At 39.3% G+C, this 20,864-nt stretch carries 18 protein-coding genes; 8 read left to right on the top strand and 10 right to left on the bottom strand.

Translation table 11 applies throughout. The annotated features are described in order from the left end of the window. Nucleotides 1-223: 223 nt before the first annotated feature. Both HJP15_RS13610 and yghU read right to left on the bottom strand, forming a co-directional pair. On the bottom strand, nt 224-1,606 hold the full coding sequence (locus tag HJP15_RS13610) for an FG-GAP repeat domain-containing protein (protein WP_170173990.1): 1,383 nt from the start codon (nt 1,604-1,606) through the stop codon (nt 224-226). A gap of 619 nt (nt 1,607-2,225) precedes the next feature. Next, nucleotides 2,226-3,065 (bottom strand): glutathione-dependent disulfide-bond oxidoreductase, encoded by an 840-nt coding sequence (gene yghU, locus HJP15_RS13605; protein WP_054205084.1) that lies wholly within the window; start codon nt 3,063-3,065, stop codon nt 2,226-2,228. Between the two features lie 700 nt (nt 3,066-3,765). Here yghU and HJP15_RS13600 point away from each other — a divergent pair. Then, nucleotides 3,766-4,293 (top strand): GNAT family N-acetyltransferase, encoded by a 528-nt coding sequence (locus HJP15_RS13600; protein ID WP_170173989.1) that lies wholly within the window; start codon nt 3,766-3,768, stop codon nt 4,291-4,293. Nucleotides 4,294-4,808: 515 nt separating this feature from the next. Here HJP15_RS13600 and HJP15_RS13595 read toward each other — a convergent pair. Then, nucleotides 4,809-6,953: a TonB-dependent receptor plug domain-containing protein gene (locus HJP15_RS13595; protein WP_170173988.1), complete on the bottom strand. Its 2,145-nt coding sequence runs from the start codon at nt 6,951-6,953 to the stop codon at nt 4,809-4,811. Between the two features lie 172 nt (nt 6,954-7,125). Between HJP15_RS13595 and HJP15_RS13590 the strand changes: the two genes are divergently transcribed. From HJP15_RS13590 to HJP15_RS13570, 5 genes are all read left to right on the top strand, one after another. Continuing rightward, on the top strand, nt 7,126-7,827 hold the full coding sequence (locus HJP15_RS13590) for a response regulator transcription factor (RefSeq protein WP_170173987.1): 702 nt from the start codon (nt 7,126-7,128) through the stop codon (nt 7,825-7,827). Between the two features lie 109 nt (nt 7,828-7,936). After that, a complete protein-coding gene (locus tag HJP15_RS13585; protein WP_170173986.1) occupies nt 7,937-9,592 on the top strand; it encodes a sensor histidine kinase in 1,656 nt (551 codons plus the stop codon). 169 nt (nt 9,593-9,761) lie between these two features. Further along, nucleotides 9,762-10,229 carry a hypothetical protein gene (locus HJP15_RS13580; protein WP_170173985.1) on the top strand — a complete coding sequence of 156 codons (468 nt, stop codon included), beginning with the start codon at nt 9,762-9,764 and terminating at the stop codon, nt 10,227-10,229. Between the two features lie 10 nt (nt 10,230-10,239). After that, nucleotides 10,240-10,620 carry a hypothetical protein gene (locus HJP15_RS13575; protein ID WP_170173984.1) on the top strand — a complete coding sequence of 127 codons (381 nt, stop codon included), beginning with the start codon at nt 10,240-10,242 and terminating at the stop codon, nt 10,618-10,620. 87 nt (nt 10,621-10,707) lie between these two features. Next, nucleotides 10,708-11,238, top strand: coding sequence for a metal-dependent hydrolase (locus HJP15_RS13570; RefSeq protein WP_170173983.1), 531 nt, complete (start codon nt 10,708-10,710; stop codon nt 11,236-11,238). Nucleotides 11,239-11,367: 129 nt separating this feature from the next. Here the strand turns inward: HJP15_RS13570 and HJP15_RS13565 are convergent, their stop codons facing one another. Next, entirely contained in the window at nt 11,368-11,508 is a 141-nt protein-coding gene (locus HJP15_RS13565) for a hypothetical protein (RefSeq protein WP_157601493.1), read from the bottom strand. Between the two features lie 410 nt (nt 11,509-11,918). Here HJP15_RS13565 and HJP15_RS13560 point away from each other — a divergent pair, with 410 nt between their 5' ends. Continuing rightward, complete coding sequence (locus HJP15_RS13560) at nt 11,919-12,956, top strand: endonuclease/exonuclease/phosphatase family protein (protein ID WP_249365872.1); 1,038 nt, start codon at nt 11,919-11,921, stop codon at nt 12,954-12,956. A gap of 19 nt (nt 12,957-12,975) precedes the next feature. Here HJP15_RS13560 and HJP15_RS13555 read toward each other — a convergent pair whose 3' ends face one another. After that, nucleotides 12,976-13,572 carry a rhomboid family intramembrane serine protease gene (locus tag HJP15_RS13555; RefSeq protein ID WP_054205093.1) on the bottom strand — a complete coding sequence of 199 codons (597 nt, stop codon included), beginning with the start codon at nt 13,570-13,572 and terminating at the stop codon, nt 12,976-12,978. A 105-nt stretch (nt 13,573-13,677) separates the two neighbouring features. Further along, complete coding sequence (locus HJP15_RS13550) at nt 13,678-14,361, bottom strand: type 1 glutamine amidotransferase domain-containing protein (protein ID WP_054205094.1); 684 nt, start codon at nt 14,359-14,361, stop codon at nt 13,678-13,680. Nucleotides 14,362-14,505: 144 nt separating this feature from the next. Between HJP15_RS13550 and HJP15_RS13545 the strand changes: the two genes are divergently transcribed. Continuing rightward, complete coding sequence (locus tag HJP15_RS13545; RefSeq protein WP_054205095.1) at nt 14,506-15,423, top strand: LysR family transcriptional regulator; 918 nt, start codon at nt 14,506-14,508, stop codon at nt 15,421-15,423. A gap of 13 nt (nt 15,424-15,436) precedes the next feature. On the opposite strand, the gene HJP15_RS13540 is transcribed toward HJP15_RS13545, so the two are convergent. The 4 genes from HJP15_RS13540 to HJP15_RS13525 form a co-directional block, all read right to left on the bottom strand. Then, entirely contained in the window at nt 15,437-16,171 is a 735-nt protein-coding gene (locus tag HJP15_RS13540; protein WP_170173981.1) for a dienelactone hydrolase family protein, read from the bottom strand. A gap of 161 nt (nt 16,172-16,332) precedes the next feature. Next, entirely contained in the window at nt 16,333-17,676 is a 1,344-nt protein-coding gene (locus HJP15_RS13535; RefSeq protein ID WP_054205096.1) for a glycerophosphodiester phosphodiesterase family protein, read from the bottom strand. Between the two features lie 80 nt (nt 17,677-17,756). After that, nucleotides 17,757-18,620, bottom strand: a complete 864-nt coding sequence (locus HJP15_RS13530; protein WP_170173980.1) for a carboxylate/amino acid/amine transporter — start codon at nt 18,618-18,620, stop codon at nt 17,757-17,759. 85 nt (nt 18,621-18,705) lie between these two features. After that, a complete protein-coding gene (locus tag HJP15_RS13525) occupies nt 18,706-20,838 on the bottom strand; it encodes a M3 family metallopeptidase (protein ID WP_054453287.1) in 2,133 nt (710 codons plus the stop codon). Nucleotides 20,839-20,864 lie beyond the last annotated feature (26 nt).

Below are 20,864 nucleotides of genomic sequence, written 5' to 3'. Positions count from 1 at the left end.
TAGGCATTGCAGAGAATGGTTATTCCCTTGTTATAAATCAATCTCTTATAAAAGTAACGCAGTATAAATCGCTTTTAAACCAACCCGCAGGGCATTTCACAGGTACTTACTCTATGCGTTGTTACTTTTTAAAAGGGACGGCCATTCTTACAAAGTAACGTCTTGATATTAAGCCCCTTTGAAACGCTGAATTCTGTATCTTGAGGTGATTTGGGTATATAAGCTACTTACTTATCAGAGTGGTTATTTTACTGGTGCCATCTTCTTCAGTAAATTTAAATACAAAATCGTGTTTAGAGTCGTTATTTAAATCAACCAATAAAATATCTCTTGGGTGTGTTGGTAACGCGTGTTTGATTTTTTTACGTTTTGAAGCAAACAAGTTGTTTTGCTCACCGTAATAAATGCCTAAGGTTTTTTTATTGTATCTATAAACCGCATCAATGTACCCGTCGCCGTTTATATCGGCTAATTTAAGAGGCTCTACAGGGCCTGAATTTGACATAGAAAGCGGGGCTTCAACTTCGAAGTCTGCGTTTGGTTTCTCTGAAAAGTTACCTGTATTTAACTGTTTAAAAAATGAAAACTCAATATCTACGTCGGTATCACCGCCGCCCATAGCCATCGAGGCAATGGTCCCAAAGCCAAAATCAACATCTAACCGCTGTAAGTCAATTAAACCATCGTTATCTAAATCATGTTCAAATATTAACTCACCCATGGCGCTGGTGTTCGGTAAGCTTATAGGGTTGCTAAAGCTACCATCCGCTTGGCCTAAATAAAGGCTACGAGTGACTGTCGCATCAAGCGTATCCATGCCTTTCGTTTTAGGCATTTTGGCAATAATAAAGTCTAAATAGCTGTCGTGATTTATATCAGCAAAATGATTGATTGTTACTTTGCTGCCGTCATCCATTTTACCAATGCTTACTGGTAATGTCAGTGGCGTAACCTTACTTGCAAAGCCTTGCTCTGTGGCAAATAAAACACGGGCACTTTGTGCGTTTTTAAACACTAAATCAACATAGCCATCGCGGTTTATATCAATCGTTGTAGGGGCGGTGCTTATATCAATATCAAGAGTTAAATGGTTGTCGTTAAACTGACCATTAAACAAGGACTCTTTTTTAAAGGTATGAGGGGTAAATTTACCAAGCTGATCTTGAATGTAAACCGTACTGGTTTCAATATCGGGCAGTAAAATATCACTCAGGCCATCAAGATTTACATCAACAACAAAGCTAACCTTATTAAGCTTATCACTGGTTAATCGATTTAAAACTGAGGTATATTTGAATAACAATGTGCTGTGTTCTTTTTGGCTAATATATACGCCATCGGCAGTTAAAATAAGTGCTTGCGGGTGCGATGTATTCGCAAGTTTTGCAACGTCAAAACCAAGCGCGTTATCGGGTACTGTTAGCGCATAGTTTTCAGTGTTTTCAATATCAATTTTGGCTAATTGATTCTGTTCCGAGTTGTAGGCAAAAAGCACTGGAGAGTCAGTCGTTATTAATTGTTCTGTGGTTTTAATCACAAGCTGCTGGCTTGCAAGTAATAATGGGCTAAAGGCGAGTAGTGTTAAAGCAGCCGTTGTTTTAAGCATTTTCAATTCCTTGTAAACGTATTGTAATTATTGTGTTTAAGCTTTGGCCTTAAATGCTAACAAAAGCACGGTTTGGTACAACAAATGTTTTGTAAGTAATTGTTTGAAGATGTTAATTTATCTTTGCTTATAAATGTTAGTAACTCAAAGCGCATTAACCTCATGGTGTACCGATCACCAATAGCATGGCGTTTATGGCTACAATTAGTGCGCTTTTAGGGCGGGTAATACTGATGATACAAGTAAAAAACGCATCAATTGATGCGCACACTGTTTAGAGTATACCCAAGCCACCTCAATATGCAGACTTCAGCGTTTCACAGGTGTTTAATATCAAGGCGTTACTTTGCAACAATGGCCGTCCCTTTTAAAAAGTAACAACGATGAGAGTAAGCGCCTGTGAAACGCCCAACGGGTTGGTTTAAAAGCGATTTATACTGCGTTACTTTTATAAGGGAATGATTTTAACAAGGGAACAACCATTATTTGCAATCAATGCCTTGCCTAAATTGCTTTTAACTCCAACTGAAACTGCATCTTGAGGTGGTTTGGGTATATAGCGTAAATGCGCGTGGCTTATTGAGCTCAAGCGCATTGTATGGGTATTAGCTACACTCTACTAAAAGTCATCTTTACTATGGCGCTGTGCGAGTTGCTCCTCATCGGGCCCCCATACACGGTTAACTCGGCGGCCACGTTTAACTGCTGGGCGGCGTTCAATTTGTTTAGCCCAGCGCATTACATGTGTGTATGACTCAACATCTAAAAATTCAGCAGCGTCATATAAATTGCCCAATACCAAAGAGCCATACCAAGGCCAAATCGCAATATCGGCAATAGAATACTCGCTACCAGCCATATAATCGTGATCGCTTAAATGGCGATTTAACACATCTAACTGGCGCTTAACTTCCATAGTAAAACGGTCAATAGGGTATTGCATTTTATGCGGTGCGTACGCGTAAAAGTGGCCAAAACCACCGCCTAAGTAGGGCGCAGATCCCATTTGCCAAAATAGCCAATTACGACATTCAGCTTTACTGGTGTGATCGCTCGGCACGAGTGCATCAAACTTTTCAGCCAAATACTGCAAAATAGCCCCAGACTCAAACACGCGTGTGCTAGGAGTTGTGGTGTGATCCATAAGAGCAGGAATTTTTGAATTAGGGTTCACACTTACAAACCCAGAACCAAACTGGTCACCTTCGCCAATTTTAATTAAAAACGCATCGTACTCTGCATCAGTTAAACCAAGCTCTAATAACTCTTCGAGCATAATGGTAACTTTTTGACCATTAGGGGTTGCTAGAGAATACAGCTGTAGAGGGTGCTCACCTACGGGTAACTCTTGTTGGTGGGTTGCTCCAGCAATAGGGCGATTGGTTTTAGCCCACTCGCCGCCATTGTCAGCATCCCATTGCCATACTGTGGGTGGTGTATAGTCTTCGCTGTTACTCATAAAAACTCCTTAAACATGGGTTGTACAAATTAGGGTATAAAGAACATTACGAACAACCCACTGTAGATGATCATAACCAACAAAGGAAGTAAGATTGAATTTCAACACTCAAAAATAACAGTATATTTAATAAGCACGGTTATGCGCTTAGTGTGGGTATAGATGCCAATTAAAGTTCCGAGTTTAAGTTATTTTGTTGCTAGGGGGTGTTGACCTTTCGTGATTGATTTTGCAGCAGTATGTTTGGTATTTAGGCAAGGCAGCGCCTATGGTGTGTGGTTGTTCCCCATAAATAGGCGATAACGCAGTATAAATGCCAAACATGCGCTGCCCAAAGGGTTCTTCCTAGGGGCGATTAACTCTTTGTTACCTACACGGATGTAGGTAAGGGGCGTGAGCAGGACGCGGAAGCTTTGCTCGGTTTTTACTTAGCCCGCTAGGTTACAAACCTCGCGCCGCGATTAAATCGCCCCTAGATCGAACAAATTTCAATCCACAAAGGTCAACACGCCCTAGTATTTTACTTTTAAAAAGATAGCAAAACTCACTCTATGTGCTTTTATAAAAACATCCCCCTATAAAACATTCACCTATAAAAACATGAAATCAGAGGTACCCATGACTTACACTAAACAATTGAACCATAATAGGAACTCGGCTATGGTTTGGTACCAATAAAAGTAAACCCGAAGGACGCTGCATGCACATAGCTGGGGCAAGAATAAAACTATCACCGTTGGATGAGTCTGATTTAGATTTATTTATTGAAATATCAATGTCATCAGCGATGATGGAACATGTGTATGACCCATGTACTTTTGAACAAGCTAACGATGCATTTATTGCCAAATCACGCCCTTGGACTATGGACAGTGATGGCTGGTTATCGCTTGGTATCACCGAAGTTACCACGGGTGAAAAGCTTGGTAATATTGGCCTTAAAATTACGAGTCATGAAGCACGTATTGCAGAGGTCGGTTTTATGATCAAACCAAGTGCTCAGGGAAGGGGGTTTGCTAGCGAGGCATTAAACTTAATTAAACACTTTGCTTTACTCGAGCTAGGCCTCAATAAATTAGTGGCTACCTGTACAGTTGGTAATTCTAATTCGTACAAGCTATTAGAAAAAAATGGTTTTATTCGCGAAGGTTGTTTAAAACAAAACGTTATAATCAAGGGGGAATATGTTGATGACTATATTTACGGATTATGTAAATCTGATTTATAACAATCGATTAGTATTCTTATATTGCTAGGTTTTGCTTGCAATAATGTGATTGTATAGGGATTTTTAATTGCATTGATGGCCTGCATACTTGACTAATCATGAGCGATTGGTCAGTAAGTATTAAGTCTGAAATCAAGATCAGGCTCTTTGGTTTTGAACTGTATGGTTAAGTTGCAGTTTCGCGTAACCAACCTTTATTGATAGCTTCATCATAACTGAGTTCCAATTTTGACCCCATTAGTTTTTTCGTAGGAGTCAAGTCGTAGGAATAGGCTTTAGCCGCGAATGGTGTTACACCAAGGTTAAAGTGAATTGCACCACCGAAAACACAGAAGCGCTTCGCTGCACAGAAGCCGGTATTTTTATAAAAAAGTTCTGTGCTGGCGCACGTAATTGGTAGGTTACATTCAACTAACTTCAATGAGTATGCTAGTTAAACAGTAAAAAATGACAAATGCAGCAATGCTATTTTTGTCATTTTAACGACTAAATAATTAGTGTGCTAAACACCCAACCTAGAACTGGCCGGTTAAGGTTAATGAAAATCGAGGTGCGCGTTCATTTGCACGTTGCTCTTGCCTTAAATACTGACTTTGCGTAAATAATCCTGTATAGCGCGCTTTATTAACGGTGTACCTATCATTGAGTAAGTTATCACCTTTGAAGCGCAACTTTAAATTTTGCGATATTTGATAATCAATAAAGGCATTTGCAGTGATTTTAGTATCAACATTGCCCTGATAGTTATAATAGTAAAACATATAACGGCTTTTATCTTCGAGTGTTAAACTCATCGATAGCCCAGGTAAAATTTCGTTTTGGTTTAGCTTTACCTGCCAAGTGTTTTTACTGACTCGCTCGATAGGGGCTTTTTCAGCGGTAAAAGGATGAATTACCTCACTATCTCGCCAGGTATAATTAGCACTGATCAAGGTGTTATTTAGTTCAAACGCGTCTAATCCAAAGTATGTATCAAACTCAATACCATACTCTTTAGCGTTATCGATATTACCGTCACCTGAGCGCTTAGCCAATAACACTTCATTTATTAAATCGCTTATTTTATGGTAGTAAGGCGTCACAATAAAACTACCATCGGTCGATTGCCACTGCTTTTCAAACGCGATTGATAGCTCGTCACGCACTTGGGGTTTTAAATCAGGGTTGGTTTCTTCAAGGCGAGACTCGTAACTATCAAACCTTGGCACAAAATCTTTAAGATCAAGTTGACTGACTGTTCGTTGGTAATTAAAACGCATCTGGTAAATATCATTAAAATCATAGCGCAGGTTTAAGCGTGGTTTAAGGTAGTTAAATGTGCGAGCTGTGTTACTTTTTGCGTTTTGTAATGTCTCCTCTATCACGGATAAATCTGTCGCTACATTAATAGTCGAGCGTTCATAAACCAAAGACGACTGTAGGTTTAACTGAGGAGAAATGGCAAAGTTATAATTACTAAACGCTTCATAACGTGTTTCTTTAATATCATTCAATTCAGTCGAATGATAAGCCGCGCCTGTTTGACGAATAAATTGTAAATTTTCATTAAGCTGATTTATCGCCACCTCAAAGCCAGAGTCAAAAGTATGGCTTTTATTAAGGTTAAAACGCCAATTGGTACGTAGAACATTTTCTTTTGAGGTATAAATACGTGGTAACTTATAATTTGGTTTAAATACATCACCATCTTGCAAAATACGGTGCCAAATTTTATCATCAGAATCCGCCTGATTACTAATAAATAACAGTTTTAGCTGATGGGCATCATTATAATCATGGGTAATATCGCCACTTACCTCCCACTTATCTCTACCCCAATCGTACTGTAATACTTTGCTTTCAAATGTGTCTGAGGTTAAAAATTCACTGTCATTGGCAGTGAGTGCATCGACTTTAATTTTTTCGTAAATAGCTGTGAGTTGCATAGCGGTTTTATCTGAATATACATATTCTAATTTTGCTGATAGCTGGCTAGCTTTGTATATATTCTCGCGGACACGGGCGTTCGTTTGTGTGTCAACTAGCTTTGGGGAAGTAAACACTTCTTCTGAGCTTATTTCAGTTGTATTGACGTAGTGATTTAAGCCAACTCTATATTTTAAATTGCCTTTGCTTGCACTGTAAGTCAAAGAACCTGTGATATATGGCTTTATATCAGCTGTTTTAACCGTGCCCAGTGTCCAAAGAATAGATGTATCTATATCTTGTTTAAGTACCACATTAATCACTAATCCATTACTTTGAACATCTAAATCAGAGCGAGTCCCGCGGATCAATTCAATGTACTCAACATCCTTTGCCTGAATATTATTGAGCTCTTTCGTAATATTATTTTCTTTACCCGACATACGTTTACCGTTTATCAAAATTTGATCGCCGGACGAACCAAAACCGCGACTTTCTGATGCGCTGTTCATTTTACTTAATAGGGTATTTGCACCGGGGGTATTTTCTAAAATGTCGTATAACGTTTGAGGATCTAACGCCATAAAGGAACTCGCTTCATACCGCTGCGTATTGGCGACGGGTTCACTTGCAGCACTGCTGGTTGAAAACCCAAGTAACATACTTGAGCCACCAATCAAAACGGTGGATAAAATAGCCTGATATAACGCACAGCGCTTATACAATAAATTTGGGTGAGTATCGCGGTTTGTCATTGTTAGATCCCTGTTATTTAATTCAGGGTTATCTTAATCAGTCTCAGCACCTTCAAATAGGCACAAAAGGTAAAATTAACGCAGTAAAAGTTTTACAAAACTTTGCATTATAACGTTTAAAAAGGGTGATATAGTCCAGATTGCATAAGTGAAGGATTTAAAAAACAATAATATGAATATTAAACCAACACTGCTCATCATCGAAGATGAACCGAGTATATTACGTGGCTTAACTGATCTATTTGTATTTCATGGCTTTGATGTTGAAAGTGAAATGGATGGAAAAAAAGGATTAAGCCGCGCGTTAGAAAAGCAACACAGTTGTATTCTTTTAGATGTGATGCTGCCATCAATGAATGGCTTTGAGATATGCAATGCCATTAGAGTACAATCCCAAATTCAGCCTATTTTAATGCTGACTGCAAAAAATACAGAGGCAGATATTATTAATGGCCTTACCTTAGGCGCTGACGATTATTTGGCAAAACCGTTTTCAACGTCTGAATTAGTATTAAGAGTCACGGCTTTAATCAGGCGCTCAGGCTTATCTAACAATAACAACAAACTCAATATTGGCAAGCATGTGAGTATTTGCATGCAAAAATTAACGGGAACATCTCATAAACAAGCCGTGCGCTATACACGTCGAGAAGTGAATATTTTAACGTACTTAAACCAGCAAAAAGCCCCCGTATCACGCGATGAACTATTAAGAGAAGTGTGGGGATATAAATCAACCGACTGCCTAGACACCCGTACTGTGGATATTCACATCGCTAAAATAAGAAAAAAAATTGAACGCGACCCAAAAACACCTGAATATCTAGTCACCCTAAGAGGCGAAGGGTATCAGCTTTTTAGTCGACAATCGTAATATGAAGCCACAGCTCTTAAATAAGCGATTATTAAGCTACAAACAGCGTGTTAACCGTCTGCGTTGTTTTACCTTCGTTTGTTTGTTTCTCTTATTAGCGCCAATTAGCATGGTGTTCATTAAAGGTTACTATCAATTTGAAAAAGACCTTTTAACCGAGTATCAAGATAAAACCGAAGAAATAACCTCGCAGCTAAACTTGCGGTTATTTAAGCGAGTGGTTTTTGATAACGCGTTAAGCACACTCGCGTTTGATTACTACCAACATATTTATAACCCGAACAATAAACACGTAACCAAAGAAAAATCGCCTCTTTCAAGCCTAGAATACAATACTCGATATGACGGACTTTTAGGTTATTTTCAAGTTGACCAAGATGGCAATTTTAACAGCCCTGTCTGGCCTGATTTTATACGCGATACCCAAAGTTTAATAACCGCTCAAGATGATGATGAGACGATAAAACGTAAAAGCCTCGTGTCAAAATTATATACAATAACCGCCAAGTCTAATGAACTAAAAGCACTCATTAACAATAGACTATCTGTAAATAATGAGAAGTTTCTTTTATTATCGGATGTACCCGGACACCTTGTTTTTTATCGCGTTGTTCATGTAAATAACATTCAAAAGTTACAAGGTTATGTCATCGATGTAAGCGCATACTTAAACAATCAAGTTAAAAGAATGCTAACGACAGTGCAGTTTAACAACACGATAGCCATTACATTAAAGTCTACGTTAACGGGCTCAGGTGAAGCCTACTTTATTTATCAGGGGAACGCGCAAAGCCAAGCAACTATCACTCAGGCAACTATAACCCAGCCAATGCAATTATCATCTGTGTATAGTCAACGGGCCATAAACAGCCATGAATTAAGGTGGCCTTTTAAAGACCATCAGCTTACTTATTCAACCTCAAAATTTATTTTACCCACAGCTGCCACTTATAATCTGGGTTTAATGATGCTGCTGATGCTTGGCATTGTCATTGGCTGTTATGGCTTTTACCGTTTAGGGGTCAAACAACTAAAGCTTGCAGAGCAGCAGCTAAACTTTGTTTCCTCAGTGAGTCATGAGCTTAAGACACCTTTAACATCAATCCGCATGTATTCAGAAATGCTAAAGTCAGGCATGGTGCCATCAGAACAGTATAAGTTAGATTATTACGACTTTATACACAGCGAGAGTGAACGGCTCTCTCGTTTAATCGATAATATATTGCAACTTTCAAAGCTTAATCAACCACAACATAGTGTTGAAGCGCACTACACCAAACTCAGTATTTTAATCGACATGATTGAATCAAAAGTGTCGTCTTTATTAATTAAAAGCGACTTTAAAATAAACATTTCGAGTGAGTTTGAACAACCTGAAAGAGCATTACTCTTAGTTGATCTAGATGCATTTTCGCAAGTGGTTATTAACATAACCGATAATGCCATTAAGTTCTTTGATAGCGATAAAATACAAGATTACACACGTAAGAAAATAGATATTCATTTTAAACCGGATCCTAAAAATAAAGATTTCATCGTGATAGAATTTCGTGATTATGGTGATGGGGTTAGTGCTGAACAAGAACGTAAAATTTTTGAATTATTTTATCGAGGAGGTTCAGAACTAACACGCTCAACACAAGGAACTGGGATCGGGCTCGCACTGGTTAATGAACTCGTTCTAGCGCAGCAAGGCACCATTGAGGCACAACGCATGTCGCCAGGCCTATCAATAAAAATACGGTTTAAAAGTAAGAGGCAGTGATTTTTTAAGTGTATAAAAGCAAAAATAAATACCTGAGTGAAACAGCGCCTTACCCCTTTGGTTTTTTTTGAGTTTAAAACACTAAATATGAAATGCAGTTGAGATGCAAATTATTGGCTGTTAATCTATTGAAATTATTGACTGTTATATTTTCTTGTAAGAGGCTTATATGTACAAAAGCTTGTTCACGATCATCGTTAGTTTATTGTTTATTTCGGGATGTGCGCAAAGAACTATCGATATAAGTGACGATAAAGGCAATATAGTCGGCGGATGTACAGCAGGTTTTGATTGGCATTTTTATGGCCTACACGATTCGATTGATTATGTTTTGTATGAATGTGCAGAAGATGCTGTTGCAAAAGGATATATAATCTCGGATAAAAGATTGCTCACCCTCGATTTTACATTACCAGATCCGCCTGAAGGTCAACGGTGGAATAAAAAATTAGCAATGCAGCACTTTCATAATGACAAAATAACAGAAAGGAAATTAGGCTATATTCTTGCTGATATAGAAACTAAATACATAAAAATTGTATGGCCTGCTGAGGACGATTTAGCCAGTGGGAAAATAACCCTGTCCGAATTTAATAAAATAGTGAAAGATGTCAAATATAATTGGCTTGGTGAATAAAGGTGTTTTCATGTTGAGTCTTTTTTTAGCTTTGCCTATTCATTACTGTGTTATTAAATCATGTAGTGATGACACAATTGTAAAGCTTAATGCTCCTTTAGTTGAAGTGATTTATGTTAATAGTAAAACGGCTATTTTTAATCACGATTTCTTACATTTACGTTGCCCTATGCCTGCTGCATGCAGCGTTACTAACACATTCGCTGAACTAGAGTTTAATGTTACAAAAGACGGAGTGATAGATGGCCTTAAATTCCTGAATTTTGAAGAAAAAAGCATGCATGCTCGATGTATAAAAAAAGCGTTGCTTAAGGCTGAAGTGTCTGAATCTGCATATAATACAAAGGATAATAAAGTGACATTTACTTACACCATGTATATTAATAAATGAGCTAGGTAAGTAATTAAATTCGAATGATTTTTTATTAGTACGCTAAATTAATGGAGTATAGATATCAGCCCTAGCAGTCACTTTATAATGAGTTGGCTTTCATCAAACCTGATAAAGGGAAGGGTGAGAGAGCGACGTATAATTACGATTTCTGGTATAGCTCCAGATATAGACGGTGTTGGGTTGTTGATTGATCCAATTTTGAGGATGGCTGGGCACAGCTCAAATTTGTGGGGTGAATGGCATCATTCGCTACATAATTTAGGATTTTGCTTATTCGTTACGTGCATTGCGTATATAACTGCTAGCATCAATAAGCTTAAAGTAGCTTGTATGGCATTTTTGTTATTTCATTTACATCTAGTTTGCGACTTAATCGGATCTAAAGGTCCTGATGGATATCAATGGCCACTTTCTTACTTATCACCTTTTTCAGAGGTTGTAACTTTATCTTGGAAGTATCAGTGGGAACTTAACGCATGGCCGAACATTGCCATAGCTTTGGTCTTATACTTGGTGATGTTTAGGTGTATAAAATACAAAAAAAGATCACCATTTGAGATTATGTCTAAAAAAGCTGATGATGCATTTTTTCGTATTTTTGACAGATTTAAATAACAGTAGAAAGCTTTTCTGAGTAAACTCCAATCATTCAACATTTAGACTGAAATGAAAGCCGCATGGCAAGACTGGGTTTTCTTCTGGTTGCTTTAATTTGACCATGTTGTGCAACAATGAGCTCGCTTACTAGCGCGAATCCAACGCAATGCCAGTGCCTTGCGTGGTGCGGGTTAATTTGTTACCGCCACGATAGGATAACTCAAAAATTTTGCTTTCTTGCTCTTGGGTAATACCTTCATCATTATCTTGTATTTCCAGCTCAAGCATGTGTTTATGTTATACCCAAGCCATCTCAAGATACAGTTTCAGTTGGAATTAAAAGTGATTCAGGCAAGGCATTGATTGCAAATAATGGTTGCTCCCTTGTTAAAATTAATAACGCAGTATAAATCGCTTTTAAACCAACCCGTTGGGCGTTTCACAGGCGCTTACTTTCATCGTTGTTACTTCTTAAAAGGGATTGCCATTATTGCAAAGTAACGCCTCGATATTAAGCCCCTGTGAAACGCTGAAGTATGCATCTTGAGGTGGTTTGGGTATATAATTGTTTTCTAACTTTTAGGCGGGTGAACGTTATCAACAACAGTGAATTACAAACAAGTAATAACTCAGTACTTTTAGCTAGCAAAGATACGGTGGTGCTAAATAATACAGAGTTGAAAGTTGCGACGTTTAACCTGTTTAATTACCTTGAGCCGCCTAATGCGTTTTATGAATTTGAACGCATTTATACCGCACAGCAGTGGGCTAAAAAACAGCGCTGGATTAGTGATTATTTAAATCAGCAGCAACCTGATGTTATAGGCTTTCAAGAAGTGTTTAGTATTGATCCGTTAAAAGCGCTTATGCATAAGCAAGGTTATGCATATTTTGCAGTGATAGATGAGCCAGAAGTAATTGATGATTTTATTTATAAACGGCCAGTGGTCGCTATAGCCTCGCGCTTTCCAATTACAGAGGTCGGTGTTGTTCGACATGACAATGAACTTGCGCAAACGCTTGGTTTAGCAGCTGACTTTTCGTTTAGTCGCAAAGTACTCAGAGCCACGGTTGATTTACCGCACATTGGTAACACTGATTGTTATGTGGTGCACTTTAAATCTAAACGTTCGATGATTGAGGTTGAAGAACCAAACCAATTAGCGCCTGAGCAAAATATTATAGAGCATTTAAAAGCAACACTTGCTGGTGGCTGGGGCTCAACAATACAACGCGGAACAGAAGCTACATTACTGATGGTTGAAATGATAGCGCGGCGTGAGGCCACGCAAAACCCGATGCTATTAATGGGCGACTTTAACAATAACCTAGCCGATGGTGTATTAAGTCATTTGCTTACTGACTCATTACGATTTGCCCCTGCGTTTGATTGTCGTGCCTACCTTGCAAAATATTGTTTAAGTGATGCATGGGATTTGTATGTAAGGTCACTTGTAAATACGGGGGTTGCAAAAGAGGTGAGTGACAACATAGAACCTGAACCTCACCCCCCAAAAAAGCCACATCGTGTGCCAACACATTACTATGGGGCCAGCAGCTCAGTACTTGATTATATTTTACTGTCTTGTGAGTTTTATGCGAGTTTCCATGACAGTTTTTATGAAGTAAGTAATTACCACACCTATGACCGTCACTTGATAAACCCTGACTTTGAGCGTGATGACCAAAGCACCGATCACGCTGTAGTGATGGCTACACTAACGTTGCGTGCTTGATTTAGCATAGCCTGCCTATTCACAGCTTACGGCTGTTACTTTTTTTATCTTGTTTTGCAAAATAATAGCCAATAAATATTCCGGCAATGGCGCCAAATAGGTGGCTTTCAAACGATATATGCGGTCTTTGTGGCAATACACCCCAAATAAAACCACTATATAAAAACACAACGCATACACTAATCAAAATGGCTTTAAATGAACGGTGCATAATGCCGTAGCTAATTAAAAAGCCCCATAAACCGTAAAGTACCCCGCTTAAACCTACGTGTATATTTGCTCGACCAAATAGCCAAACCAGTAAACCACCAGTAAGTGCAGTAAAAACAAATACAGCCCAAAAGCGCTTTACACTGTACTGGCATACTAGCCAACCTAACACCGCAAAAGGGACCATATTACTTAATAGATGCACCCAACCACCATGTAGAAAGGGGGCAAAAAATATGCCTGTTAGCCCAGTTAAATTACGAGGATAGATCCCTAAACCATTTAAGTTAATACCGGGTACGCTATTGGCGATTTGCAGCAACGTGCATAATAAAATAATGCCTACAATGGCAAAACGTTTACTGGCTAAAGGAGGAATGCTCAAAGAGCTTTTTTTAGTTGGCATACATAAGCTTAAATTGAAAATGGATTTGCCAGAGTATACCCATCTTGATGCCTAAATGAAAAGCCCTACCCAGTGGGCAAGGCTTTGATGTAAGCTAAATTGAGTTTAACCTAACTTAGTTAATAACTTTTTAGCTGCAAGTTCAGAGCTGGCAGGATTTTGACCCGTGATAACAAGGCCGTCTTCTAATGCTAATACGCCCCAATCATCTGTTTTTTGATAATCGCCGCCTTTTTTGATTAACTCATCCTCGACTAAAAAAGGCACTATATCAGTCAGTTGGACTGCTGCTTCTTCGGTATTACTAAAGCCTGTTACTTTTTTACCCGCAACCAATGCATTACCATCAGCACCTTTAATATTTAGAAATGCAGCGCTGGCGTGGCATACTGCAGCAACAGGCTTTTGTGCTTTAATAAAATCTTCAATTAACGTAATCGAATCAGTGTTATCCACTAAATCCCATAATGGGCCGTGGCCACCCGGGTAAAATACGGCGTCATAATCGCTGGCATTTACTTCGCTAAGGACATGTGTGTTTGCCATTAACGTTTGTGCTGCACTGTCGTTGTCGTAACGTTTAGTTGCATCAGTTTGAAAGTCAGATAACGTACTTGTAGGGTCAATCGGTGGTTGGCCGCCTTGTGGTGATGCTAAGGTCACTTTTGCGCCAGCATCAATAAATGCGTAATAAGGGGCTGCAAATTCTTCTACCCAAAACCCTGTTTTTTCGCCTGTATTACCTAGCTCTGCGTGTGAGGTAAGTACCATAAGTATTTTTTTAGCCATAACGATATTCCTTCTGATGAATTGAATTATTAACTTAGCTTGTAGATAACTATATGCCCTGAGATATATTTAAACAACGATGGTAAATTTAACTTTATTGATTTAATAATTGATACAATTGTAAAGTTGAATTTAGGAGATGTTATGAAGGTATCGTTTGAGCAGTTAAAAAGTATGGTGGTATTTGCACAAATAGTGGAGCAGGGCAGCTTAACCGCAGCTGCAAAGCAATTAGGGTTAACCCGTACTGTGGCTAGTTATCACTTAAAAAAATTAGAAACTCAGCTTGAAGTAACCTTATTAAATCGCTCAACACGCACGATGGCATTAACCGAGGCTGGCATTGCTTATTATGAACGTTGTCGAATCATCACCGAGCAAGCCAATGCGGCAAATCTACAAATTGAAAACATTAAAAATGAACCTCAAGGGTTATTAAAAATAAGCTGTCCAGTAAATGTTGGCATGCAACTTATTGTGCCAGCAATTAATGCCTTTAAACGTCAATACCCTAAAATCAATATAGATCTACAGCTAACAGATGATGTGATTGATATTATTAAAAATGGTTTTGATTTTGCTGTAAGAGGTGTGTCGCTGAGCGACTCAAATTTACAGGCAACTAAGCTCACGACAATGAGTACATGTATTTGTGGTTCGCCAGATTATTTTGCCCACTTTGGTAAGCCTAAAACGCCAGAGCAATTAAGCGAGCATCAATGGGTGGTGTATCAGCTTGGCAGTAAAACCTTAACCCTTAAAAAAGACGGTAAAAAACACAGTCTCACAATGCAAGGCGGTTTAAGTACAAATAATGCCGCTGCGCGTACTGCCTTTGTTGAAGCCGGCCACGGCATTGGGCGGATCCCACTTTATGATGCATGGCCTAAAGTACAAGCTGGGCTATTAGAAATTGTACTGGATGAATATAAAAGTAAAGACATTGAGCTTTATGGTGTGTTTCCGCCAGGCGGCGCGGGTTCTAAAAAGCTACGATTGTTTATCGATTATTTAAAAGATTACTTTGTAAAAAAGCATACCGCATTGGGTATGCAATTTTAAAAGTGTTTTAACCTTACAAAGTGCGGCTAAATAACGCAACAGCTTGCTGATACATGGCAATAGCAAGGGCTGGGTCATAACGCTCGCCTTCATCACGCATAAAGGCATGCTGGGCGTTTACTTCTTGCCACTGGTAATTAATACCGCTAGTTACAGCGTGTTGATAAATTTTAGCACGTCCTTCTTTTGGCACATGTGGGTCTTGCTTGCCCCAAATAAAGTGAATCTCACCTTGGATATCCTTCATGCGTTCAAACGAGTTATTGCCTGCTTTTGCAGGTAATGTGTCGCTATGAATGTCAGTAGCGTATAAGCAAAAAGCGGCTTTAATGGCAGGATTAAGCGCAGCTCTGTAGGCTAAATGGCCACCAATGCATACACCCATCGCGCCGACAGCACCGGTGCAGTAATTTTGAGTTTGTACAAAGTTTATCATCGCGTGAGTATCGCTGTCGTGTGACTCTAATGGCTTAGCCCATTTATCGGCGTTCCCTTTATCTTTACCTGCATCGTCATAAGCAAGGACAGTACCAAGCGGATTCAACTCATGGAATACCTCAGGCACTAACACAACAAAACCATGACCTGCTAAAAGTGCGGCACTGCGTGCAATTGGTGCGGTTTGTTGAAATATTTCAGAGTAAAAAATAATGGCGGGAAACTGGCCACCGTCCTGTGGACGGTACACGCTGGTGCGCATAATACCTGTGTCTGTTGCGATATCATGGCTGTGATGTTGAATGATCATAATGTGCCTTTTATGCCAATTTAATACAATTGGTAAACTTAAATTTTGCTTATAATAACGCACAGTGAGTCAGTGGACGAGTGTGTGGCCTTGAAAAATATGCGAGCCCAACATAATGTTGGACTCGGTGATAATTTGAATAACCTTAACTTGGGCTAAAGTTAAATACTCGCAGGCATTTTTTTACAGCTTGCGTAGTAGCTGACTGTTGCTGGCCAATCTGAAAATATACCAATAACACCTACATCTTGTGCAAGCACGTCAACAACATTCATCATATCGCCATCGTTATTGATCACATCCGTAATGGATTGATAATAATAACCACCGCCATTTTCAAGTGGCCCCGAGCGCTCCAAACTCCAAGTAATTATATTTAACCCCGCTGCTTTGGCATTAACTGCATATTTGGAGGGAACGATTTTTTGGTCACTATTAATGCTCAGTAGCATCCATATTGGCGGTGCAATAATTTTAACGCCCTGATTCACAAGCTCAGCCATGCTAGGTTGCCAAGTATCTGCATTATTAGGGTCAAAGCCCGCATTGCTATCTCGTCCATCGAGGTAAACACTTCTGTCTGCAAATTCAGGGTTTGTATTAATCCAATATTTAACATCTTCAAGGTTGAATGACTGCGGGTAAACACGGCTAGGTTCAACATTAAGTTGCGTGTATTCATCCAGCATTTTTTGCGCGTATTGCATTTGGGTAAAACCATTAAATGGCATACTTACCTGAGGGGCTTTAAGTTCTGGTGTCATTTTAACGCCTAACTCTTTAAACAGTTCAATACTTTGTTTATGCGTTAATAATGTACCGTGTGCGCTGTATAAATCCGTGCGCCAACTCGGTGTGCCTTGCAGATATTGTGCAACTGTTGTGGCCTTGCTATTCGCGCCATCCATTTTACCTTCAAGGGTTAAAAACTCAGCTAATGAAATATCACTGGTACAACACTTTGCAGAGGCTGCGATATCGTTTACAGGATCGGCAGGTGTGAAAGGCACATTGCACTTAGCGGCAAGTTCAGGAATAGCTAAAATGTTTGTGGTGGTGTGTAAATCACATTGAGAATGACGACAAACCAGTTCTTTATCGTTGGTGAATGTAACATCACACTCCACAATACCAGCTCCCATACGAGCAGCTGCAATATAAGATTCTTTAGTGTGCTCAGGGTATTGCATTGGTGCACCGCGGTGACCTATTGAAAAATCAGTGCGGTAAAATGGCCCTTCGCTGCAACTGGCCAGTTGTTCTTTTAGCGGACTTTGTTGCATATCATTAATAAGAAAATAAGGGCGTGTGCCCAGTTGAATATCTGGCGCTGCACCTTCAGGTACTTTGACAATAATAGGCGTAGGGACTTCAACAATCTTAAGCTGGGTGTTTTCGACAACGATTTCTTTGTCGACGATTTTAATATCATCATCACAACCTGACAATGCAATTAATACCGCGCTAAATAATGCCAAGCCAATAAAAGGGGCTGCATGCTTCATTTTTTATTCCACTAATTAATTAAAAACGATTGGGGTGTCGATATCTACCTAGAGTAATTACTTTTAGTGACAGTTTTAGGTCAGTACTTAGGTGTTGCCGATTTTTTATCTAGATACTGATTAAGCACGAGTGCCAATAAAATGATCGCACCACCTAGGCTGAGTTTTATAATATCGGCGTCGCGATTCCAAATTACAACATTAACTAAAATACCAGCGGGAATAAGTACGTTATTCATTACGGCAAGCGCCCCAACATTGACAAGTGTTGCGCCTTTATTCCATGCAAAATAACCTACCCCAGAAGCAACAATACCCAGATAAATTAATACACCCCATTGAGTTGTAGTGGTGGGAAGTTTTTCAGTGTTACCAAATAAGGCAAAGCAGATACTAGCGACAATAAGCGCGCCTATAAAGAACCAGCCAAATACGGTTTGGTGTGCAATGTTACTATCGCGCATTAAGCGTTTATAGGTCACTTGCCCGGTGGCAAAGCATAGATTTGCGCCTTGGACTAACAATAGGCCAAGTATAAAGTCTTCATTGATACCTTGATAACGAATGGCAATAGCACCTGCAATTGCAAGCAGTGCGACAGCAAAAAATTGTGGATTAAAATGCCGCTCAATCGCGTCATTTAACAAGGTGATGTAAAGCGGGGTCATTACTGTAAATAGTAATACTTCTGGCACGCTTAAGTATAAAAATGAATGATAATAAAAGCTGTACATAATTCCAAGCTGCACAGCGCCAATGAGCATTAGCTTTACGATCAACTGGCTGGGAATTTGTTTAAACTTCAAAAAGGGTAAAAATACAATTGTTGCTAAGGCTACACGCATTAATACGCTAAACCAGGCATCAACTTGGCCGGCAAGGTACACACCAATTAAACTAAACGAAAAGGCCCAAAGTAGGGTGACTGCAAAAAGGTAGCTCATTATGATTTTTAGGTATTGTGGAAAAAAGCCACTATAACAAAAAAGCCCGCATCAGTATGCGGGCTTTTGGTTTACGTGTGCTTTATTACTCAACTAAACCACGGCGCTTTAATAACGCGTCAGTTGTTGGTTTTTGACCACGGAATTCAATGTAACTTTGCATTAAATCGCGGCTGTTACCTTTTGAAAGGATCTCTTTACGGAAGTTATCGCCGTTTTTACGGGTTAGACCACCTTGCTCTGTCATGTGTGCAAATGCATCAGCTGCAAATACTTCAGTCCAAAGGTAAGCGTAGTAACCTGCAGAGTAACCACCAGCAAATGTGTGGCTAAAGTAGCAAGACTTATAGCGTGGCGGTACCGGGTAGTAAGCAATACCATGCTTTTCAAGTGCATCATGCTCAAACTTTTGTACGTCAGTTACAACTTTATCAGCACCGAATGAATGCCATTCCATATCAAGTAATGCCGCCGCTAAATACTCAGTTGTACCAAAACCTTGGTTGAAGTTTTGTGACTCAAGTACTTTATCCAATAATTCTTTTGGAATTGGCTCACCCGTTTTGTAATGCTTAGCGTAGTTAGCAAGTACTGTTGGTTCAATATTCCAATCTTCATGTGCTTGTGAAGGAAACTCAACAAAGTCACGTGCTGTTGCAGTACCCGCTAGGCTTGGGTACTTAACGTCTGAGAATAAACCGTGCGCCGCATGACCAAACTCATGAAACATAGTGGTTACTTCAGAGAACGTCATTAATGTTGGTTGACCTTCTGCAGGTTTTGGTATGTTTTGCGCATTATAAATAACAGGTTTAGTGCCTTTTAAGCCACTTTGACCAACGTATGCGCTCATCCAAGCACCGCCACGTTTACCTTCACGTGCATATGGGTCCATGTAGAATAAACCAATTGCACTGCCATCTTCGTTAAATACTTCAAATACCATTACATCTTCATGATATACCGGTAAATCATTACGCTCTTTGAAAGTGATACCGTATAGTTTTTCCATTGCGAAGAACATACCGTTATGGATCACTGATTGCATTTCAAAGTAAGGTTTAACAAGCGCTGGATCTAGGTCGTATTTCGCTTGGCGAACTTTTTCAGAGTAGTAAGCCCAATCCCACGGTTGTAGCTCAAATTTTTCGCCTGATGCTTTGATCACTTTTTGAATTTCAGCTGCTTCAGCCTTTGCTTTGTCTACAGCTTTTGGTGCTAAGTCATCTAAAATGCCGTACACGTTCTCAGTGGTTTTAGCCATACGCGTAGTCATTACATAAGATGCCCAATCTTTGTAACCAAGCAGCGCCGCTTTTTGTGCGCGTAAGTTGGTTTCTTTGATGATGATAGGGCCATTTGTATCTTGTGCACGTGTAGATGACGCTTTAAATACGCGTTCACGTAGTTTACGGTTTTCTAGGCTGCTCAAAATAGGTTGTTGCGTGGTATTTACAAGGGTGATCATGTAACCCTCTTTACCTGCTTTTTTAGCCGCAGCCGCTAAGCTTTCGATGTGACCATCAGAAAGGCCCGCTAATTCACTTTTATCAGTAACAAGTACAACGTCTTCTTTAAACGATTTTAATACGTTTTGTGAAAAAGCAGTTGATAGTTTTGCAAGCTCAGCATTGATCTCACGCATTTTAGTTTTTTGCGCTTCATCTAATTTTGCACCAGCATTAACAAATTTAGTGTAGTAAAATTCAACAAGACGTTGATCTTCTGCGTTTAAACTAGCTTTGTTGTTATTGATTTTTTCAACACGTGCAAATAATGCTTTATTTAAATAAATATCATCAGAATGTGCAGATAGCACAGGTGCCATTTTTGCTGCAATGCGTTGGTACTCATCATCAGAGATCAAACCTGATAAGTTATAAAAAGCAGTTGATACACGATCAAGTAGTTCACCTGATAGCTCTAACTCAACAAGTGTATTAGCAAAGGTTGCAGGTTCTGGATTATTTGCAATTGTCGCAATTTGTGCTGTTTGTTGCGCAATACCCGCGTCAAAAACGGGTTCGTAATCTTTAGTGCCAAATTTATCAAATTCTGGCGCCATATATTGTAATGGGCTTGGCTTCATCAATACGTTATCAACGGCGACGGTTTGCACTTCGCTCGCTTGTTCTGTGGTTTGTTTTGTTTCTTGTGAACCACAAGCAGATAATAGTACTGCACTAGCAATCGTTGTTGCTATTAAGGTCTTACGCATGAGAACTCCGTTAAATGAAAATAGAT

It is taken from the genome of Pseudoalteromonas sp. NEC-BIFX-2020_002, from assembly GCF_013002825.1.
In the GTDB taxonomy this organism is placed as follows: domain Bacteria; phylum Pseudomonadota; class Gammaproteobacteria; order Enterobacterales; family Alteromonadaceae; genus Pseudoalteromonas; species Pseudoalteromonas neustonica.
The sequence above is the reverse complement of the archived record's forward strand: the minus strand, read 5'-3'. Positions and strand labels throughout refer to the sequence as shown.

What these genes read in the sequence shown, in the direction of transcription:
- HJP15_RS13610 (WP_170173990.1), bottom strand. Translation starts at nt 1,606, where the DNA reads ATGCTTAAAACAACGGCTGCTTTAACACTACTCGCCTTTAGCCCATTA.
- yghU (WP_054205084.1), bottom strand. Translation starts at nt 3,065, where the DNA reads ATGAGTAACAGCGAAGACTATACACCACCCACAGTATGGCAATGGGAT.
- HJP15_RS13600 (WP_170173989.1), top strand. Translation starts at nt 3,766, where the DNA reads ATGCACATAGCTGGGGCAAGAATAAAACTATCACCGTTGGATGAGTCT.
- HJP15_RS13595 (WP_170173988.1), bottom strand. Translation starts at nt 6,953, where the DNA reads ATGACAAACCGCGATACTCACCCAAATTTATTGTATAAGCGCTGTGCG.
- HJP15_RS13590 (WP_170173987.1), top strand. Translation starts at nt 7,126, where the DNA reads ATGAATATTAAACCAACACTGCTCATCATCGAAGATGAACCGAGTATA.
- HJP15_RS13585 (WP_170173986.1), top strand. Translation starts at nt 7,937, where the DNA reads ATGGTGTTCATTAAAGGTTACTATCAATTTGAAAAAGACCTTTTAACC.
- HJP15_RS13580 (WP_170173985.1), top strand. Translation starts at nt 9,762, where the DNA reads ATGTACAAAAGCTTGTTCACGATCATCGTTAGTTTATTGTTTATTTCG.
- HJP15_RS13575 (WP_170173984.1), top strand. Translation starts at nt 10,240, where the DNA reads ATGTTGAGTCTTTTTTTAGCTTTGCCTATTCATTACTGTGTTATTAAA.
- HJP15_RS13570 (WP_170173983.1), top strand. Translation starts at nt 10,708, where the DNA reads ATGAGTTGGCTTTCATCAAACCTGATAAAGGGAAGGGTGAGAGAGCGA.
- HJP15_RS13565 (WP_157601493.1), bottom strand. Translation starts at nt 11,508, where the DNA reads ATGCTTGAGCTGGAAATACAAGATAATGATGAAGGTATTACCCAAGAG.
- HJP15_RS13555 (WP_054205093.1), bottom strand. Translation starts at nt 13,572, where the DNA reads ATGCCAACTAAAAAAAGCTCTTTGAGCATTCCTCCTTTAGCCAGTAAA.
- HJP15_RS13550 (WP_054205094.1), bottom strand. Translation starts at nt 14,361, where the DNA reads ATGGCTAAAAAAATACTTATGGTACTTACCTCACACGCAGAGCTAGGT.
- HJP15_RS13545 (WP_054205095.1), top strand. Translation starts at nt 14,506, where the DNA reads ATGAAGGTATCGTTTGAGCAGTTAAAAAGTATGGTGGTATTTGCACAA.
- HJP15_RS13540 (WP_170173981.1), bottom strand. Translation starts at nt 16,171, where the DNA reads ATGATCATTCAACATCACAGCCATGATATCGCAACAGACACAGGTATT.
- HJP15_RS13535 (WP_054205096.1), bottom strand. Translation starts at nt 17,676, where the DNA reads ATGAAGCATGCAGCCCCTTTTATTGGCTTGGCATTATTTAGCGCGGTA.
- HJP15_RS13530 (WP_170173980.1), bottom strand. Translation starts at nt 18,620, where the DNA reads ATGAGCTACCTTTTTGCAGTCACCCTACTTTGGGCCTTTTCGTTTAGT.
- HJP15_RS13525 (WP_054453287.1), bottom strand. Translation starts at nt 20,838, where the DNA reads ATGCGTAAGACCTTAATAGCAACAACGATTGCTAGTGCAGTACTATTA.